This window comes from Bacillus sp. 103mf (assembly GCF_900116295.1).
GTDB lineage: Bacteria > Bacillota > Bacilli > Bacillales > Bacillaceae_G > Bacillus_A > Bacillus_A bruguierae.
This window is the reverse complement of record NZ_FPAF01000005.1, coordinates 1-17,400: the sequence shown is the minus strand read 5'-3', so window position 1 is coordinate 17,400 and position 17,400 is coordinate 1. Positions and strand designations below refer to the sequence as shown.

At 36.0% G+C, this 17,400-nt stretch carries 19 protein-coding genes, 2 pseudogenes and 1 other annotated feature; of the genes and pseudogenes, 5 read left to right on the top strand and 16 right to left on the bottom strand.

Going from position 1 to position 17,400, the window contains the following annotated elements:
• Positions 1-89: 89 nt before the first annotated feature.
• The 11 genes from BM350_RS13895 to BM350_RS13850 form a co-directional block, all read right to left on the bottom strand.
• The gene (locus BM350_RS13895; protein WP_090911704.1) at positions 90-650 is read right to left on the bottom strand and encodes an SMI1/KNR4 family protein; all 561 of its coding nucleotides are present in this window, start codon (positions 648-650) and stop codon (positions 90-92) included.
• Between the two features lie 310 nt (positions 651-960).
• Positions 961-1,095 carry a hypothetical protein gene (locus BM350_RS27885; RefSeq protein ID WP_280141385.1) on the bottom strand — a complete coding sequence of 45 codons (135 nt, stop codon included), beginning with the start codon at positions 1,093-1,095 and terminating at the stop codon, positions 961-963.
• Positions 1,096-1,146: 51 nt separating this feature from the next.
• A complete protein-coding gene (gene argS, locus BM350_RS13890; RefSeq protein ID WP_090911706.1) occupies positions 1,147-2,835 on the bottom strand; it encodes an arginine--tRNA ligase in 1,689 nt (562 codons plus the stop codon).
• A 48-nt stretch (positions 2,836-2,883) separates the two neighbouring features.
• Positions 2,884-3,099 (bottom strand) — a binding site (T-box leader).
• Positions 3,100-3,140: 41 nt separating this feature from the next.
• On the bottom strand, positions 3,141-3,917 hold the full coding sequence (locus BM350_RS13885; protein ID WP_090911708.1) for a class I SAM-dependent methyltransferase: 777 nt from the start codon (positions 3,915-3,917) through the stop codon (positions 3,141-3,143).
• A gap of 45 nt (positions 3,918-3,962) precedes the next feature.
• Positions 3,963-4,397: a BrxA/BrxB family bacilliredoxin gene (locus BM350_RS13880; RefSeq protein WP_090911710.1), complete on the bottom strand. Its 435-nt coding sequence runs from the start codon at positions 4,395-4,397 to the stop codon at positions 3,963-3,965.
• An 84-nt stretch (positions 4,398-4,481) separates the two neighbouring features.
• Complete coding sequence (locus BM350_RS13875) at positions 4,482-4,865, bottom strand: thiol-disulfide oxidoreductase DCC family protein (protein ID WP_090911711.1); 384 nt, start codon at positions 4,863-4,865, stop codon at positions 4,482-4,484.
• A 3-nt stretch (positions 4,866-4,868) separates the two neighbouring features.
• Positions 4,869-5,996, bottom strand: a complete 1,128-nt coding sequence (locus tag BM350_RS13870) for a conserved virulence factor C family protein (RefSeq protein WP_090911713.1) — start codon at positions 5,994-5,996, stop codon at positions 4,869-4,871.
• A 63-nt stretch (positions 5,997-6,059) separates the two neighbouring features.
• Entirely contained in the window at positions 6,060-6,398 is a 339-nt protein-coding gene (locus tag BM350_RS13865; RefSeq protein ID WP_028411180.1) for a single-stranded DNA-binding protein, read from the bottom strand.
• A gap of 159 nt (positions 6,399-6,557) precedes the next feature.
• On the bottom strand, positions 6,558-7,289 hold the full coding sequence (locus BM350_RS13860; protein WP_090911715.1) for a Bax inhibitor-1/YccA family protein: 732 nt from the start codon (positions 7,287-7,289) through the stop codon (positions 6,558-6,560).
• 75 nt (positions 7,290-7,364) lie between these two features.
• Entirely contained in the window at positions 7,365-9,257 is a 1,893-nt protein-coding gene (locus tag BM350_RS13855; protein WP_090911717.1) for an ABC-F family ATP-binding cassette domain-containing protein, read from the bottom strand.
• Entirely contained in the window at positions 9,254-9,901 is a 648-nt protein-coding gene (locus BM350_RS13850) for an HD domain-containing protein (protein WP_090911719.1), read from the bottom strand. Before BM350_RS13850 ends, BM350_RS13855 begins: the two co-directional genes overlap by 4 nt.
• Before the next feature lie 223 nt (positions 9,902-10,124).
• Between BM350_RS13850 and BM350_RS13845 the strand changes: the two are divergent.
• Positions 10,125-10,370, top strand: a pseudogene (locus BM350_RS13845) (hypothetical protein); the annotation flags it as partial.
• A gap of 400 nt (positions 10,371-10,770) precedes the next feature.
• On the opposite strand, the gene BM350_RS13840 reads toward BM350_RS13845, so the two are convergent.
• On the bottom strand, positions 10,771-11,136 hold the full coding sequence (locus BM350_RS13840) for a hypothetical protein (protein WP_090911723.1): 366 nt from the start codon (positions 11,134-11,136) through the stop codon (positions 10,771-10,773).
• Between the two features lie 251 nt (positions 11,137-11,387).
• On the opposite strand from BM350_RS13840, the gene BM350_RS13835 reads away from it, so the two are divergent.
• Genes BM350_RS13835 through BM350_RS13820 form a run of 4 tightly spaced genes read left to right on the top strand, consistent with a single transcriptional unit; the run spans position 11,388 to position 14,003 of the window.
• Positions 11,388-11,693: a TIGR04197 family type VII secretion effector gene (locus BM350_RS13835; RefSeq protein WP_090911725.1), complete on the top strand. Its 306-nt coding sequence runs from the start codon at positions 11,388-11,390 to the stop codon at positions 11,691-11,693.
• A 35-nt stretch (positions 11,694-11,728) separates the two neighbouring features.
• Positions 11,729-12,091: a DUF3958 family protein gene (locus tag BM350_RS13830; RefSeq protein WP_090948257.1), complete on the top strand. Its 363-nt coding sequence runs from the start codon at positions 11,729-11,731 to the stop codon at positions 12,089-12,091.
• Positions 12,088-13,467, top strand: coding sequence for a pre-toxin TG domain-containing protein (locus tag BM350_RS13825; RefSeq protein WP_244548005.1), 1,380 nt, complete (start codon positions 12,088-12,090; stop codon positions 13,465-13,467). Before BM350_RS13830 ends, BM350_RS13825 begins: the two co-directional genes overlap by 4 nt.
• On the top strand, positions 13,464-14,003 hold the full coding sequence (locus BM350_RS13820) for a hypothetical protein (protein ID WP_090911729.1): 540 nt from the start codon (positions 13,464-13,466) through the stop codon (positions 14,001-14,003). Before BM350_RS13825 ends, BM350_RS13820 begins: the two co-directional genes overlap by 4 nt.
• A gap of 403 nt (positions 14,004-14,406) precedes the next feature.
• Here the strand turns inward: BM350_RS13820 and BM350_RS13815 are convergent, their stop codons facing one another.
• The 4 genes and pseudogenes from BM350_RS13815 to BM350_RS13800 all read right to left on the bottom strand — a co-directional run.
• The gene (locus BM350_RS13815; protein ID WP_090911731.1) at positions 14,407-15,432 is read right to left on the bottom strand and encodes a GH25 family lysozyme; all 1,026 of its coding nucleotides are present in this window, start codon (positions 15,430-15,432) and stop codon (positions 14,407-14,409) included.
• 86 nt (positions 15,433-15,518) lie between these two features.
• Positions 15,519-15,920 carry a hypothetical protein gene (locus BM350_RS13810; protein WP_090911733.1) on the bottom strand — a complete coding sequence of 134 codons (402 nt, stop codon included), beginning with the start codon at positions 15,918-15,920 and terminating at the stop codon, positions 15,519-15,521.
• Positions 15,921-16,002: 82 nt separating this feature from the next.
• Positions 16,003-16,494, bottom strand: coding sequence for a phage holin family protein (locus BM350_RS13805; RefSeq protein ID WP_090948256.1), 492 nt, complete (start codon positions 16,492-16,494; stop codon positions 16,003-16,005).
• 87 nt (positions 16,495-16,581) lie between these two features.
• Positions 16,582-17,400: pseudogene (locus BM350_RS13800) on the bottom strand (tail fiber domain-containing protein); the annotation flags it as partial.

Sequence of the window (17,400 nt, the reverse complement as noted above, 5' to 3'; positions counted from 1 at the left end):
CGCTTCACTGCGGGAAATCTTGCGTTTCGTTCGTTTGACAATGATGTTCTTCTATTTTCCACCCTGTCCCAACAGGAATTGCTTAATATTCAAGTATTCAATTCTCTCCAATATTTTTTATTTTCAGCTTGTACAAGGCAGATAACTTCTTCAATATCACGCTTCTCTATATAGTATGTTCCGATTCCTCGAACCCACTGTTCAAAATTTGGGGCAATTGCCTGCCACTCCGTATCTTTATCATCGCTTGTAATGGCGTAAATTTTGTCCGTCTGTCGGTGAAGCAAAAATGTATAAGGATCCGTTTGAGCAATCATTAACCATTCACTTGGTCTCTCCCCTTCTCCCCACCAACAATCCCATCCTGTTGCTGTATTAATTTCAATCAATTCCTCCAAATAATTTTCGCGTCCAAACCAAATATTAAAGAACTCCCACTGATTCAAGTCATATTGACGAACAAAATTTAAAAAGACACTTTTCGGATGAAGTTGAAATTTCTCTTGAAATTCTTGAATCGGTTCCTGATGAATATTGTTCTTTAATAAAAATGAATCAATCTCTAAGTATTCTGCCATTGGAAGCATTCTTTCTTTCAACTTAATTTGAAGCTCCTCCATCGAACATAATGGATTCTTTTCCTTCGACATATGCCAGATACCTCCAATCATTCTCAATGTCTTGCAATCTAAATAATGGACGAAGCTCATTTGTTAACAATTCATTTAGTATTTTTCTTCACCTTTTAAAAGCTAAGAGGGTTATTTACTTTTCAACTACTTATCTCTAACCAATTCTTTATTTTCGAATAAGTCAAATTTTTTCTGCATATCGTGTTGCTTGATTTGTTTAAAAATTACTCTTACATATCTTCTTATACAGTTTCAAGGTTAATATCTAGTTGATCTTCTATTGTCTTTTCATAGATGTTTTTTGATTTTCTCGGTCTTATTTTTCTTATTAGAACGTTTTCCGTTCCGCTTTCGGTTTATGACCGCGCTGTTTCGGCTGTGGCTTTGATTTCTTCTCTTGCGGAGTCGCCCGGTCTCGTGACTCAAAATGCGCCGCATCAATAGGAACATAATGATTTGTCATTATGATTTCCAGGAATACTACTACTTGTCAATGATCAAATCCCTTTCTCTTTTACATCTCCTCAGGCGCTTCCATTCCCAGCAAACGTAATCCTTCTTTCAATACAACTGCCACCGCATATACAAGCGCAAGTCTACTTTCTTTCTCTGCATTTTCTTCTAAAATACGAACGTTACCATAATATTTGTTAAACGCCTGTGCCACGTCTAATAAATATTTTGCAATATGAGATGGCTCGTATTTAGCAAACGCTGTTTCAACAACTTGCGGAAAACGATGAAGTAATTTTATCACTGTCCAACTTATATCGTCTGTTAACTGTAAGTCTTGCTTCTCAATGTCTACATCACTTTTTTTCAATAATGAACAAGTACGTGCGTGCGTATATTGTACGTATGGTCCTGTTTCTCCTTCAAATTTCAGCATCTTTTCAAGCGAAAATTCGATGTTATGCATGCGTTCGTTTTTCAAGTCATGGAAAATAACTGCGCCAACCCCGACTTGTCTAGCTACTTCATCTTTGTTCTTTAAGTTCGGATTCTTCTCTTCAATATTTTTCTTTGCTAGCGCAATTGCTTCTTCTAACACCTCTTCTAGTAAAACAACTTTCCCTTTACGAGTAGACATTTTCTTACCATCTTTTAAAATAAGTCCGAACGGAACGTGAGACATGCCTTCTACCCACTGGAATCCTAATTTCTTTAGTACAATGAAAAATTGCGAGAAATGTAAACTTTGTTCTTCTCCAACAACGTATAATGCTTTATCAAATGCATACGTATTTTGACGATATAATGCTGCAGTTAAATCACGCGTTGCATAGAGAGTAGCACCATCTGATTTTTTAATTAAACATGGCGGCATTCCTTCTTCTTCTAAATTAACAACTTGCGCTCCATCTGATTCTTCTAATAAACATTTTTCTTCTAGAAGCTTGACCAAATCATCCATCTTATCATTGTAAAATGCTTCCCCTTGAAAATTCGAGAATTCTACGCCAAGCAGTTCATAAATGCGAGAGAACTCTTTTAACGATTCGTGACGGAACCAGTTCCACAAATATACCGCTTCTTCATTGCCATCCTCTAGCTTCTTAAACCAAGCACGCCCTTCTTCTTCAAGCTCTGGATACTCTTTTACTTCTTCATGAAAACGTACGTATAACTTAAATAACTCGCGAATCGGATCTTCTCTAACAAGCTCTTCATTGCCCCATTTTTTATAGGCGGTAATGAGTTTTCCAAACTGTGTTCCCCAGTCGCCAACGTAGTTAATGCCTACAACTTCATAACTACATTTTTCACATATATGTTTTAAGGCATTTCCAATCATTGTAGAGCGTAAATGCCCCATCGAAAACGGTTTAGCGATATTAGGAGATGAATAGTCAATCACAACTGTTTTTTCTTGCCCAAAGTGCAGGTTTCCGTACTCTTCTTTTTCATCTAGTATCGTATTTAACACCTCATTACTTACAATTTGACGATTGAAGAACACATTTACATATGGTCCAACTGCCTCCACTTTTGTAAAAAATGGGTGAGATAATTTATCTGCTAGTTCCTGCGCAATAACTACTGGTGCTTTTTTATATTGTTTTGCTAATGTGAAACAAGGAAAAGCGGCATCTCCAAACTCATCTTGCTTTGGTGTTTCAATTAAAGCGGCAATTTGTTCTAATGATAAACCTGGTTCTAATACATCGAATACATGCTGTGCAAACTTCATTTTATATTCCATCAGTATCTTCCTCCTTTTTATCAATAAAAAAACTCGCCTCTTTTCTAAAAAAGAGACGAGTTTACACCCGTGGTACCACCCTTGTTGTTCATAACGAACCACTTTCCCGTTTATAACGAGGTTAGGGAGCCCCGGCTTACTCTACTACACCGTTCAAGCAGCATCTCCGAAGTGCGCCTCATTATTTTCTCCGCACTAGGCTTTCACCGTCCCTAGCTCGCTATTGCTTCTGAAAATAATTACTATCTTCATCCAAGATTTTCTATGAAAATTTATTATAATCTATTATACATATTGTCTAATAATTAGCAAGTTTCAATTACACCAAAATGAAATTTTGCGCTTTTTCGTTTATAGACAAAGAAATTATGTTTTTCAAAACGCTTGCTGCGGAAATGATCCTTTAACACAACCCGTTTTCGCGCTACACGCTTAGCCTCTTTAACTGTCTCATCCGTAATATCATTGTACAGTGCAAAATGTTTTAAACCACGAATACCGTCTGATTCTAATACCGTTTCTTCAAACATCGGATCTAAATATACTACATCGTAGCTATGATCTGCACATTGTTGTAAAAAAGATAAATGCTCTGTATGTTTTACTGTAATTCGCTGCATTGCTTCGTTAATTTCTGTTACACCTGCATCCCATTGCTGAAGACCTTTTCCGATCAAATATGCCATATAGCGATTACCTTCTAATCCAGTGATTTGTCCCGCTTCTCCTACAGCATAACTAGCCACAATGCTATCAGATGCCATGCCAAGTGTACAATCTAACAGCGTCATCCCTTTATCTAGCTGCGCGGCTTGCAGAAATGGATCATGTTCACCACGCATTAATCGCTTCACGCGAAACATAGCAGAGTTCGGATGAAAAAAGAACGATTCTTCCGTTCCTTGCGGATAAATCGCTAATCGATTTTTCTGAGCAACAAGTACATCTTGTTTATATTGCTCATGTAATTCATAAATAGGACGATCATTTCTCATAAGAAAAGAACTTTGTAAATCCGTTGCTATTTTTTCAGCATATGCAGTCATTTCTTTATTTGTTCGTCCTGCTGTCGTTACAATCATTCTGTCACCTCATTACAAAGAAAAAGGGAGAAAATCTCTCCCTTTTTAGCAATGCTTTTCAAAAGCTTGTTCTAAGTTTTGAATAATCTCTTCCATTGTTGCACCTTCAATTTCATGACGGTGAATAAAATGAACAACTTCTTTTCCTTTTAATAATGCCATAGATGGTGATGATGGCGGGATATCATCAAAGTAAGAGCGCATCATCGCTGTTGCTTCTTTATCCTGACCTGCAAATACAGTGACAAGATTGTTAGGTTGCTTCTCAGAACGTACAACCGCTTGACCAGCTGATGGACGCGCTAGACCTGCCGCACAACCACAAACAGAGTTCACAACAACTAATGTTGTCCCTTCTGCATTTTCCATGTATTCTTGTACACCTTCTGCTGTTGTTAATTCTTTAAATCCTGCGCGTACTAATTCTTGACGCATTGGAATTACCATTTGGCGCATGTATTCTTCGTATGCATTTGTCATGTTACCAATCTCTCCTTCAACTTTCATTCCAAATTCATCATATCACGCTCTAATACTAGACGCAAAAGAAACATTATGACTTTCTTATTTTTTCCTTTGGATTTCACAAACACCATTTTTACAATGTCCAACAGGGACAATTTCTCTCTTTGTCGCAATATAATCATATAAGACATGACCAAATCCGAAAAAAATCGATAGTTTAATAAAAGGTGCGATTACCCAGTATGCAGGAATTGCTTTCGCTAAGACATATATACTTCGAATCCCTTTATACCAGCGCGCATCCTTATAAATGTACAAATGTTTCTCCATGTTTTGCTGCATCTCTTCTGATAAACAATATTGCTGAACAATTTCTTCTTCACGAAAAGAAACAAATGTTATTTTCCCCTTTTTATCTAGTTCCTTTGTTCGATTTGCAATCTTTGTACACATCGGACACCAGCTATCGTAAAAGGCAATCATAGATTATTCTCCTTTTCGGTACTCCGTCATTTGCTTCCAAACAGAACCTTTTGCTTCCTCACCGCCCTCAATGCGTTCAAGTGCTAAACGCGCTTGCATTGCGACTTCAAATTCTGGATCCTCTTGCGCTAAGCGAAGTGCTGGGATTGCACTTTCGTCACCAATTTCAAATAGAAACATTGCCGCGCGCCAGCGTACAAGTTTACTTGAATCTTTTAATGCTTTAATCATCACAAACATCGCAGCAGGTTCACCGATATCTGATAAGCAATCACCTGCTGTGCGGCGTACGCTGACTGATTTATCTAATAATGCCTTATAGAGTAAAGGTAAAACGCGGTCTCCTTTGACCATACCTAAATATGCAGTTGCTAAGCGGCGAATCGATACTTTTTCATCTTCTAACGCTTTCTCTAGTACAGGAATATCTTCTTCTGTTGGATCCATTTGTTCAAGCGCTGCATAGCGCTTTGTCCAATCAGAATCATTCATCATTTCCTCAGTTACTTTATATGGCTCACGCTTTGTAATCGTTACTTCTACCTCTCCTGCTTGTTGTAATAATTCTTGTACAACCGCATCTACACGATCGGCTGGATATGTCGCAACAATTTCTTCCACAACTTCTTTTCCAATCTCTTCAAAGTTACCATAACGCGTACTTTGCTGGGTCCATTTACGCTCTTTCACAACATTTGGCGCTGACATTTGCACTTTCATAATCGCTTCCTTAAAACGATCTGGTAACCCTACGCGTTCCTCAGTTGTACCATCTGTTAGTTTCACTTGCATCGGAATGGTAAAGAACATTTGAATAAACACTTTTACTTCCCCAAAATGGGCATTCTGTTCTTGCTCGCTCTCTGTTACGACTTCTTCACCAAAGACTGTGCGAACTTGCTGTAAAATATGTTTCCAATCATATTTCGCATTACGTTCTACCGCTAAAAAGTCGGCTACATGATATACACCTTTTACACCTTCAATTTGCAAAATTTGCTGCACTCTCTCTGGAGCCTCATTAGCATTTTCACGTGTATAATTGTTACGCGCTCCTGCTGGTAATACTTCATTTAAAATAACCTTCATTGTATTTGGACTTGGTGTCGGTTCAATGCCTTTAATCTTCACGTATATTGTCTCTCCTTTATTGCCGTTCTTAGCTGTATTGTAACATGTTCTCAATTAAGACTCCTACTGAGGTGCTTGCTCTTTTTTCTTCTCTAAAAATGTAATTCTTTCAATCACAACTTCTGTCTTATATATTCTCTTGCCGCTCTCATTATCGTACTGACTCGTATGAATATGTCCTGTTATACCAACAAGTTCCCCTTTTTTGCAGTACATCGTTACATTTTCCGCTGATTTCCGCCAAATCATGCAATGAATAAAATCTGCTTGTTGCTCTCCTAAGCTGTTACGAAAGCCTCTATTTACCGCAACACATATACGTGCATAGGCAATTCCTTGTTTTGTATAAAATAACTCTGGATCTTTTGTTAATCTGCCAATTAACGCAACTCGATTCATCATACGATTATGTCACCTCTTCGTTTTTTCTTTATTGTAGAAAAAACGAAACGTGTAGTAAAAAATGTAAAAAAATATTTTTTCATATGAAAACTCATCTTTATTTCTATAAAATTTCAAAAAGAAATCCTGCATGATACAAACATGCAGGATTTCAGTACGTTAATCATTTTTTACAAAATAAGAAACGAAGCGTAAAATTTCTAAGTATAACCAAACTAATGTCATCATTAAGCCCATCGCACCGTACCACTCCATATACTTTGGAGCACCGCTGCGTGCACCGCCTTCAATGAAATCAAAGTCTAACATTAAGTTTAATGCAGCAACAACAATTATAACTGCGCTGACGATCATACCAATCGTTCCACCTTGATGTAAGAATGGCACTGGTACGCCAAATAGTTGTAAAGCTAAAACGATTAAATACATAATCATAATTCCAAATGTCGCTGCCATCACACCCGTACGGAACTTATCTGTCACTTTCACAACACGCGTTGCATATAACACTAACATTGCTAGTAAAATAGAAATTGTTAATAATACTGCGTGTAAAATAATAAAATCACCAAATCGCATTGTATATACAGCAGAAATACTTCCTAATAAAATCCCTTCGACAGCAGCATAAATCGGTGCTGTAATTGGTGAAATACGCGGTACGAATATCGATACAAGCGAAATAATAAAAGCAAAAATTAAAGCACCTATTAACACTGACATTTGCATTTTATTTTGAATCATCTGCATATATGCGTACACAGACGTTCCTAATAACAATATGAGCATAATAAACGTTTTTCCTACTGTACCACCGATTGTCATCGCTGAAGTACTTACGCCCTCTTTACGAAACGCATCTTTCTTTAACATTGGATTAGATGATCGCATGATTTCCCTCCTAAAATAGATTCTACCAATAGTGTAAAGTTTTTCCCTTTACATTTCAACATATGCGGCTTGTTTTTACTTTAAACCTTCAATAATGTCAGATAATTCACTCCAACGCTCCATTGTCTGTTCTAATTCTTCTTCTGTTCGCTGCTGCTCTTCAGAGAGTTGCTGTGCTTTCGTATAATCAGCGCCCACTTTTTCTAATTCTTCTGTAATACTTTCAATTTTCGCTTCTAATTCTGCAATCTTATCTTCAATCGTCTCCCATTCACGCTGTTCATTATAGGAAAGCTTGCGTTTCCTTTGTTGTTTTGGAGCTTCTTCTACTTTCTTTTCTTTCTGCACTTCTGCTTTTAATAATGCTTCTTGTTCTTTTTTCTCATCTAAATAATCGCTATAACTACCAAAGAAGATTCGAACATTTCCGTTACCTTCAAATACAAACAGTTCTTCTGCAATTTTATCAAGGAAGTATCGATCATGCGATACAGTAAGGACAACTCCAGGAAACTCTTCTAAATAATCTTCAAGCACTGTTAATGTTTGCGTATCTAAATCGTTAGTCGGCTCATCTAAAAGTAAAACATTCGGTTCTCCCATTAAAATACGCAATAAATATAATCTTCTTCTTTCACCACCTGATAATTTACTAAGCGGTGTACCATGTGTATGCGGCTCGAACAAGAAACGTTCTAACATTTGCGAAGCACTAATCGTTTTTCCATCTGTTGTATGAATGACTTCAGCTGCTTCTTTAATATACTCAATCATCCGCTGATTTAAATTCATATCTTCATTTTCTTGCGTATAATATGCGATTTTTACCGTTTGTCCAACTTCAATTTCACCGCTGTCCGGTTTGATTTTACCAGCTAACATGTTTAATAGAGAAGATTTCCCGCTGCCATTCGCACCAATAATACCAATGCGATCTCCTGGTTTCACAATATACCCAAAATTACGAAGAACAGTTTTATCACCAAATGTTTTTGTTACATCTTTTAATTCTAGTACTTTCTTTCCTAGTCGGCTACCTCCAAGCGCAATATCAACGTTTTGTTTTGCACTTGGTCCTTCTTTCTTTTGCAATTCTTCAAAGCGCTGAATACGTGCCTTTTGCTTCGTAGAGCGCGCTTTCGCACCGCGGCGAATCCAAGCAAGCTCGCGGCGATATAAGTTTTGACGCTTTGTTTCTTGTGCTATTTCTTGTTCTTCTCGAAGTGCTTTCGCTTCTAAAAAAGCACCGTAGTTTCCTTCATAGCTGTATAACTTACCATTATCTAATTCAAAAATACGGTTCGTTACACGATCTAAAAAATAACGATCATGCGTAACAAGCAAAACAGAACCTGTATAACGTGATAAATATTCTTCTAACCATTCTACTGTTTCATGATCGAGATGGTTCGTCGGCTCGTCTAAAATTAATAAATCTGGTGTTTGTATGAAACATTGCGCCATCGCAACGCGTTTTTTCTGTCCGCCCGATAAATTTCCTACTTCCGCAGAAAAATCAGTAATACCAAGCTTTGTTAACAACGATTTTGCATTTGCATTCGCTTCCCAAGCATTCATTGCATCCATACGCTGCTGCACTGCAAATAATGCTTCCTGTGCTTTTTCACTTGCTGGATTTTTTTCTAAGTTCAATAATGTTTGTTCATATTCACGAAGAAGACGAATTAACGGTGTATCACCATGAAACACTTGCTCCAGTACAGTTAAATTTTCTTTAAAATCTGGCTGCTGTGATAAATAACTAATCGTATATCCACGTGTATGCGTCATTTCCCCTGTATCTGGAATTTCCGCACCCGCAATAATTTTTAATAACGTTGATTTACCAGTTCCATTTACACCAATAATACCAGCGCGCTGTCCTTCGGTAATACTAAAAGATAGACCATTAAATAATGGTTTATCTCCATATGATTTCGATACATTTTCAACTGTTAACATTCTCATATTTGTGCATTCCACTCTTTCATAAATTGATTAATAAATTGCTCCATATAGCGATGACGCTCCTCAGCCTCTTCCTTCGCTGCATCTGTATTCATTAAATCTTTTAACTTTAGCAATTTTTCATAAAAATGATTGAGCGATGGTTCATCGCTTTTTCGATATTCTTCCTTCGTCATCGTTTCACGCGGTGGAATGTTTGGGTCATACAGTAAACGTCCCTTTGCACCTCCATAAGCAAATGTTCGTGCAATCCCGATTGCTCCAAGTGCATCAAGGCGGTCTGCATCTTGAACTATTTTCCCTTCTAACGTCTCCACAGTTCCGCCGTGTCCACCCTTATAAGACATATTAGCAATAATATGAACAATATGCCGTGCATCTTCTTGGCTAATACATAATAGTTCAAGCCAGTCTGTCACTTTCTTCATACCAGCTTCTTCACTCTCATTTAACTTCTCATCTGCAACGTCGTGAAGTAAAGCTGCCATTTCAATAACGAAGCGATTTCCACCTTCTTTTTCAAACAATGCAATTGCTAATTTATGTACACGTTCAATATGATACCAATCGTGACCACTTGCATCTTTTTCTAATATGTCTTTAACAAATATAATCGTTTTTTCAATTTGTTCTTGTTTGTTCATAATATCTTCACCCAATTCACTATTGTAACACGCCCTCATTTTTTCATCACATATTTTCTTGTCCGTCCATACTATATGTTGTACTCAGTATCATGAAGGAGGAAAAAAAATGTTTTATAACTCACAACAGCCTTATCCGCAGCAATCCTATTATCAACCATATCCAGAACAACATCTACACTACCAATACCATTATGATCCACGTTTCCCTCAATCCGGCCCCGCAATACCAACAGAACCAACTGAGCAACAAATTCAACAATACGCTTCGCAATTTCAACACTTAAAACAACCCGTATTAAATCTCGTAAAACCGTGGGTAGAATACGGCGTAAAAGAAGCAAAATATACATCTGTACCACACGCAATGACGGAAATTGCTGCAATCACGTACTTAATTGGAAAAGGTTACAATCCAACAGTTGCTCATTACATTGTTGAATCTTGGGAGAAGAATGAACAGTTTTAAATCTATTCATTTTGTACCACATACAAACTATGAAAGTGCCAATAAACCTTGATATAGAAGGGTTTTGGTACTTTTTTCTTTCTATAGACTACTTTATCATGAAAATATTTTTCATATTTTTTCGCGTGTTTTTATATGATTCGTGGTCAAAATGTGGTCAAAGGGACCAAAGAAAAAAGCCTTTATATCAACACTATGAGAGGATCAGTACGGATAACATGTCATCCATATTACTGAAGCGTTTATTTGTAGTAAGTGTAATAAGCTTACACTTGTTAAATGAAAATAAATAAAAAACCTTCTCACATGAGAGGGCTCTTAGTTTTATTTTTCATCATATCTTTTCTGTCTAGTATGTCTTGTTTAAAGAATAATCGATCGCGCGGCATTTCCTTTTTTATTATGCTTCTATACTTGCTTCCATCTCATCTAACACATTGTTCTTTAAATATAAAAAAGATGCCACCTCTTTTTCTGTCATACCTCGACAATCATATATACCGTTTAGTAACAACCAATCAGCGTTACCTACTATATTTCGATAACGTTTCTTCTCTATTTCGTTCGGTATCATCATAAGCATTTCTTCAAGACTAGTAATCATAAACCTACTGTGATCTTCACCAATAAAGTATACTGTTATGCAATCAGTAGCCTTATGAATTTCAAAACGATACATGTTATGCCCACGTTTAACTTCAGCGATATGCCATATTAACTCTTGCCCTTCTGATACGGATACATCGTACATTTGTGTTTGTTTCACTTACCCCATCTCCTTTCACTGTGATTAGTTACATGTAAAACTTTAGCGGATTAATGTTAAAAAGATGTAAATGCATCATAAAAATTCCATTAAAATTCCAAAAAATAATACACAGCTTTTATAATTGAATTGACTTTCGGACTCTAAAAAACATCCTTATAACAATAATTTTTTACTTATGTCAATACAAAAATATATACTAATATGGTATAATTTTCATGTCTTATTAAGTTATAGAAAGGATTCAAGCGATGGGACAATTTCAAAGTAATTTTCAAACGGCAGGACAAATTGCAACGCAAATGGAAACTGCTGCTAATACGATTCAAAGTGCCACAAGTAGATCCATAACTAAATCGGAACGTACAACGTTATCTGTCAACGCCAAAGCGCAAGAAGCGAATCAACAAGCTTTGGAATTAACGAAACAATTTTATAGCGCCTTTCAACAAGCCGTTAGCAACATTCATTCTGTAGCTAACGAGTTCGAACGTATGGATAACGCACTTCAAAACAATTTTTCACAATTATCCTTTAATAAAGATCCCTTTAACTGATACCTATGTGAACGTAAAAAAGTAGGAGGGAAAAGATGAGTCAAGATATAGAGAAACAAATGAATCAACTGAACGAAAAATTAAGAAGTCTATCTGAAGAACAATATCAAAATAAACGCGCGATTCAAAGGCAAGAACAAGCGGAAGCAGATTTTTATCAATGGAAAGGGCGAAGCTATCGCTTGTTTGACCGTATATTAGAAACTTGGCATAATGATAGAGAACTAGGACAGTTTTTTCATAATTTACGTCAAGATGCAGGGCAAATTGAGCGAAAGCTTACCCACGAATTGGAAGACCAAAAAGAAACGTTGCTAAAGGAAAAACAAAACCTAAGCAATCTAGAAAATGACATTCACCATCAGCGCCAAAAATTAGCACTGGAGGTGAGGTTATGAGCCTAAACATGTATCTAGGAGAAGTACAATCTCAAACACAAAGTATGAATGCTATGTGTACTGCAACGATTCAAGGTATGGAACAAGTCATCAATTCGATTGATGCTTTTGTATTCGATGCTGTTTTGCAAGGGCAAACTTACGACAGTGCAAAAGCATTCTTCGCTCAAACATTCCGCCCTTTAGCCCAAGGGATTATTTACTTATGTGAAGAATTGATCCGTCAAAATGATGCCTTCCCAAACGATTTTCAATCCAAAGTAGCTTCAACAGATGTTATTGAACAAGAAATAGAAGAACAGATGCGAGGGATTGACCAAACAAAAGCAGGTATTGAAGTAATTAGTAATACTCTTCCTGGTATGCAAGCTATGATGGGTATTTTTGATTTGATGAAACAAAAACTGCAAGAAAAGCTAAACCATCTGCGTGAATTCAATTCTACTTCTAGTAGCAACTATGATACAGCAATCCAACTAGCTGCGAGCATCACGAAAGGTCTTGCGGAAGTTCAAAGCGGGAAAGGTTTTAGCCCCGTATCAGGAACATTTAGTACGCAAGGGTTGAATATGGAGTGGACGGGGCCTATTCAAAAAATTGCAGAAGATAGAGCTCGTGAAGCTGATAAATTTGTGAATAAGGATTTAATTGGAGAAGAAACAGTAAATGATGAAACTTCATCAGAATCAGAAAAAAAAGATTTTGATGGCAAAAAGTTAGCTAGGGATATAGCTGGTGAGATAAGCGGTGAATATGATGTTCGTCGTGCTTGGGAAGGTGTTGATCCATCTACTGGAGAAAAACTTGGTACTTTGGATAGATTTTTAGCTGGCGGAATGGCGGTAGCTGGGCTTACACCTTTTGGAAAAATCTCTAAAGTTGGTAAAGGCTTAAAAATGACTGCTGAAGCCGCTAGGGATGCCGAGAGAGTGATTGAAGCTAATAAGATCACTAAGGGGTCTGCAAACCCTACATACTCAAGTTTTAGAGATTTAATGTCTCCAGATGAAGCGGCTAGATATAATGAGTATTGGAAAGATGTAGGTACTAAGAAAGCAGTAGCTGGAAGAGATAGTAAGTTAGCTGAAATTAATGCTTGGAGTAATACCAAAAGAAGTGATGTTGTAACTGTTGTAGGAGGTACTAACTTAGAGACTGGGGAAATTGCAGTTGGAATTAAAAGTAGGAAGATGCACGCTGGACAACCTATCTGTGCAGAAGATTTAGTTGTTGAGCAATTGGGTGTAAATAGTGATAATATAATAATGACAAATGCTATTAGACCAAGAAATGGGAAAAACATTCCAGTGTGTAAAAGATGTCAAACTAAATATCCAGTAGAACAATTTATGAAAGGAACGGAGTTTGAAAAATGAGAATAGAAGAATTATATCCAGAAACAGATTGGTGTATGAAATTTACAAATGAAGAAATATTAAAATATTTTGTTGAGCCTTTGAGTATGAATTCAGATGTTGATATTAGAGTTTTATCAGATGACGAAGAGATTCCAAAAGATTCAGATAAACAAATTGAGACTGTATGCTTGGATGGAGAAAAACAAGAATTGTTTATTAACTTTTTAGAATGTCAAACGTCAATTTTTATTATGGATACAGAGATTATGTTTATTGATGATAATGCTAAAAAAAATTATACTTCAAGTGATACTGCTTATAATGTTGTATATGAAGGTAACCTTAGATGTATGACACATAAAGAAATTTTAGAAATGCTTGCTGAAATTATTAGTTATTGTATAGGAACATATGAAATATATGTTGAAGAAGAAAAAATGGATAATCTTAATCATAGTAGTTATCAAACATTTAAGTATGATGTTAATTTAAAAGCTAATAAATCAGAAAAGAAAAAGTTAAATTATAATAATATTTATATAAATATAGAATAGAAGCTATAATTTAATCTTACTAAAAACTTAAGAGTTTTAATAAATTAGCTGCAAAATTACTAGATGGATGACTGCATAAAATTCTATATTAAACTAATTAAATAAGAATAAAGAAATAACAATTAATATTACAATGCCTAATTATTATAATGCAGTAAAATGTAGCAAAAGTAAAAATCAAATATATATTATAGTAATAGTGAAGGTTAACGCTGATATAAAAGGCGTTAGCCTTTTATCATGTTCAAAAAATGAAAGGAGTAAAAAACACAACAAATATATCAGCGACTTCAAGCCCAAAGTTTTAAATTTTGCACAGATTTTCCAGACACCTGGCGAACCAAAATTCCGAAAATCCCCCCCCTAATAAAAAGAGCTGACTCATAAGAGTCAGCCTTCTTAATTATCTAATCCACTTCACATAAGATTCATCAAAATACATCCAACCTTCAACACCTTCGCCTGCGACATAAATCCAATTTTCGTAACGATAATGAACGTCATAAGCGGAACGCTTTGTAATTTTATTGATAACAGCGTCACCAGTAGATGCACCTTTTCTAAGATTGATATCAGTACCATTTATCCAAACGACACCTTTGTTTTTGCCGTCTTTATTAATGGATACTACATCATTACGCATCCAATTTTCAGGGTTAACTTTGAACCAAAAGTATTGTCCATCATAGAACCAATCATAATAAGTATGACCTTGACCTTTTGTAGCTTGACGCATAACCTGTGCATTTACATTAGATTCTTTACGAATGTTCGCAACGTCTGCCGTTGTTGTAAGGTATCCTAAAACTTCTTGTTCGTTAGATTGCGCTTCTTTATGTTGTTCGTTACCGATAAACCATTCTAGTGACTTATCGCCAATAAGTTTATTTACATCACAGTTACCAATTCCCTCTACATAACCGCCTGTTGCATTATCAGCATATTGCCAAATGTCACAAGGATACACAGGTTTTGCTCCATAACGAGGAATCCACAAGAAATCAGCTTGTACATTCTGTAATCCATATGAGCCGTACATATGATGAGATACATAGAACCCTACTTTCCATCCTGCATCTTTTAATGTGTCTATGAACGCCTGTGACGCTTTTGTTAGATTAGTAGCACCACAACTATCTAAAGTGTCGTCTTCCACATCTAGGACTAAGAATTTAGCGTTAGGACTAACACGATTCATGAAATCCTTTGCTTCTACAATTGCATCTTCCACAGATACAAAGCAGCCGTATGCATATGCAGCGTGTGGAATACCTCGTTCTTCTAAATTCACCACATGCTGTTTATACAAATAGTCCGCTTTATTTGAACCATACTGCACTCGGCAGATTGCTAAATCAAGATTTTGAGCAGCTACGTCCCAATTAATATTATCGTTATATTTTGAAATATCTACAATGTTTTTAGTCATTATTCATTCTCTCCTTTTTTATTTTAAAAATAAAAGAGCACTCCTAATCGGAATGCTCTCCATACATAATGAGTTGAGTAATCGATCTACTTTGTTTTTGATTTTAGAACTGCTTGCTCGATTGTAGATTCAATCAATTTTTCTACATTACCAACTTCTTTTTCCAACAGTGGAATAAGTTGTGCACCTTGCTCTTTAATCGCTGATACAGCATTTGCTTTTACTTGATTAGCTAGTTCTGGTGTCCATCCGCCTTTCGTTTTCACATCTAAAACCATACGTTGCGTAAAATCAGCCACAACTGACTCTGTTATTTTATTAAGAGTATTCAGCGAATCTACTACTACAGTCGCTGTTTTCGCGTCTGTATGAGCCTGAATATAAGATTTAATTCGTGGTGTTAACACACCGATTCCAGTTGTGATTGCAGCACATAAAATACCACCCAAAGCTTGTACTACTTGAGTTTCTAAAGTTACTAATGACATATCAAATTCCTCCAATTTGTTTTTTATTTTTCCAACTTACAAAAGAAGCACTGTCAATTTAACAGCGCTGTAACTAAAAATATTAATTTCTGTTTTTTCTAGATTCTGAACGTCTAATTTTCGCTTCAATTTCAGAAGAAACACTTCTTAATAAACGCGATGGAATCCATTTTTCCCAGCCGATTCGCGCACAATTTGCTGTGAAACTATTAAAAATGTGATAGATTAGACCGCCTGTGATGGCGCAAAAAAATATGTCTGGTAGTTTAACTAACATATCAAGTACATGAGCAAATGAAGGCAAAAGAAAAAGCACTACAGCTCGTGCAATGCCCTCAATTCCATATTCAGACGCATATGTTCCATCTTTCTTTGCTGCTTTAATACCAGTAATCCAATCTAACACAACAATCAAAACTAGTGCAGTTATCCAAAGCTGATTAACTTGTCCACCATATAAAAAGCTAACGAAAGTTCCTAATCCTCCAGAAATCGCTGCTGCTGTTTTAAACTGCGGATCACCAATGACATCAGTAATATTTAATGTCCTTACTAGACTATTGAGTCGTTCCAAAGGTCCTCACCTCCTTTCAAGTGAAAATAAAAAAGCCTTACTCAATTAGTAGACTTTGGTTTCAACTTTTCATTTTCTTCTCTTAAATTACGATTTTCTGCTTCTAACTCGATTACGCGAGCCAAATAAATGTTTTTCTCTTGGATAGCAGCGTTTAGTTGTTCTTCCACCACTTTTGCGTAAAGTTCTGCGTTTGCTGTTATTTTCATCAATAATCACCTTTTCTATTTGATTTAATCTATCATCAGTTTTTTGAACATATTGCTGAAAACCTTTTATTGTAACTGATAAAGAACCGTATAGATTGGCACCGTTACGTTGCTCATCAGTAAATGGTAAAGGGCAATCATCCACCATAAACCCATATCGTTTAGGAATATCTTTTAATGTGTAAGGCGCTTGTCCTTCTTCTCTCTGTTCACGCATTTCATACAGTTTAGATATATCATCTTTGAAATAGTATTCTTTAATTTTTAAATCTAAAACACTTTGAAGAGCATCAAACTGTAAATCTTTTATATACGTTTTAAGTTTCCGTTGAGAAGTAGTTTTATATTCGGTTGCTACAACACCATTATGACTTGAACCACTGCTATTCTTGACTTGTAAATATCCACCCCAACCATCGTCACAAGCAATCATTCCTTTATATAAAGTTAAATGTGAACCACCATCCTCAGTAACCAATTCATTCTTATAGTTTTTATTCATGTTATAAAAATAAATTGCATTTGACGTTATCTTTACAAGTTCTGCGCTTTGAGGGTTATCAATGGTGAATGTTGGTTTCCATCCCATAGATTCATCGTATGACTTAGCTGTAATAGATTTACGTTGACCTTTATCCAATATAGTAAATGTCTGCGATCCATATGTTGCTCCGTCATTACCTGTATTAAACGAAGC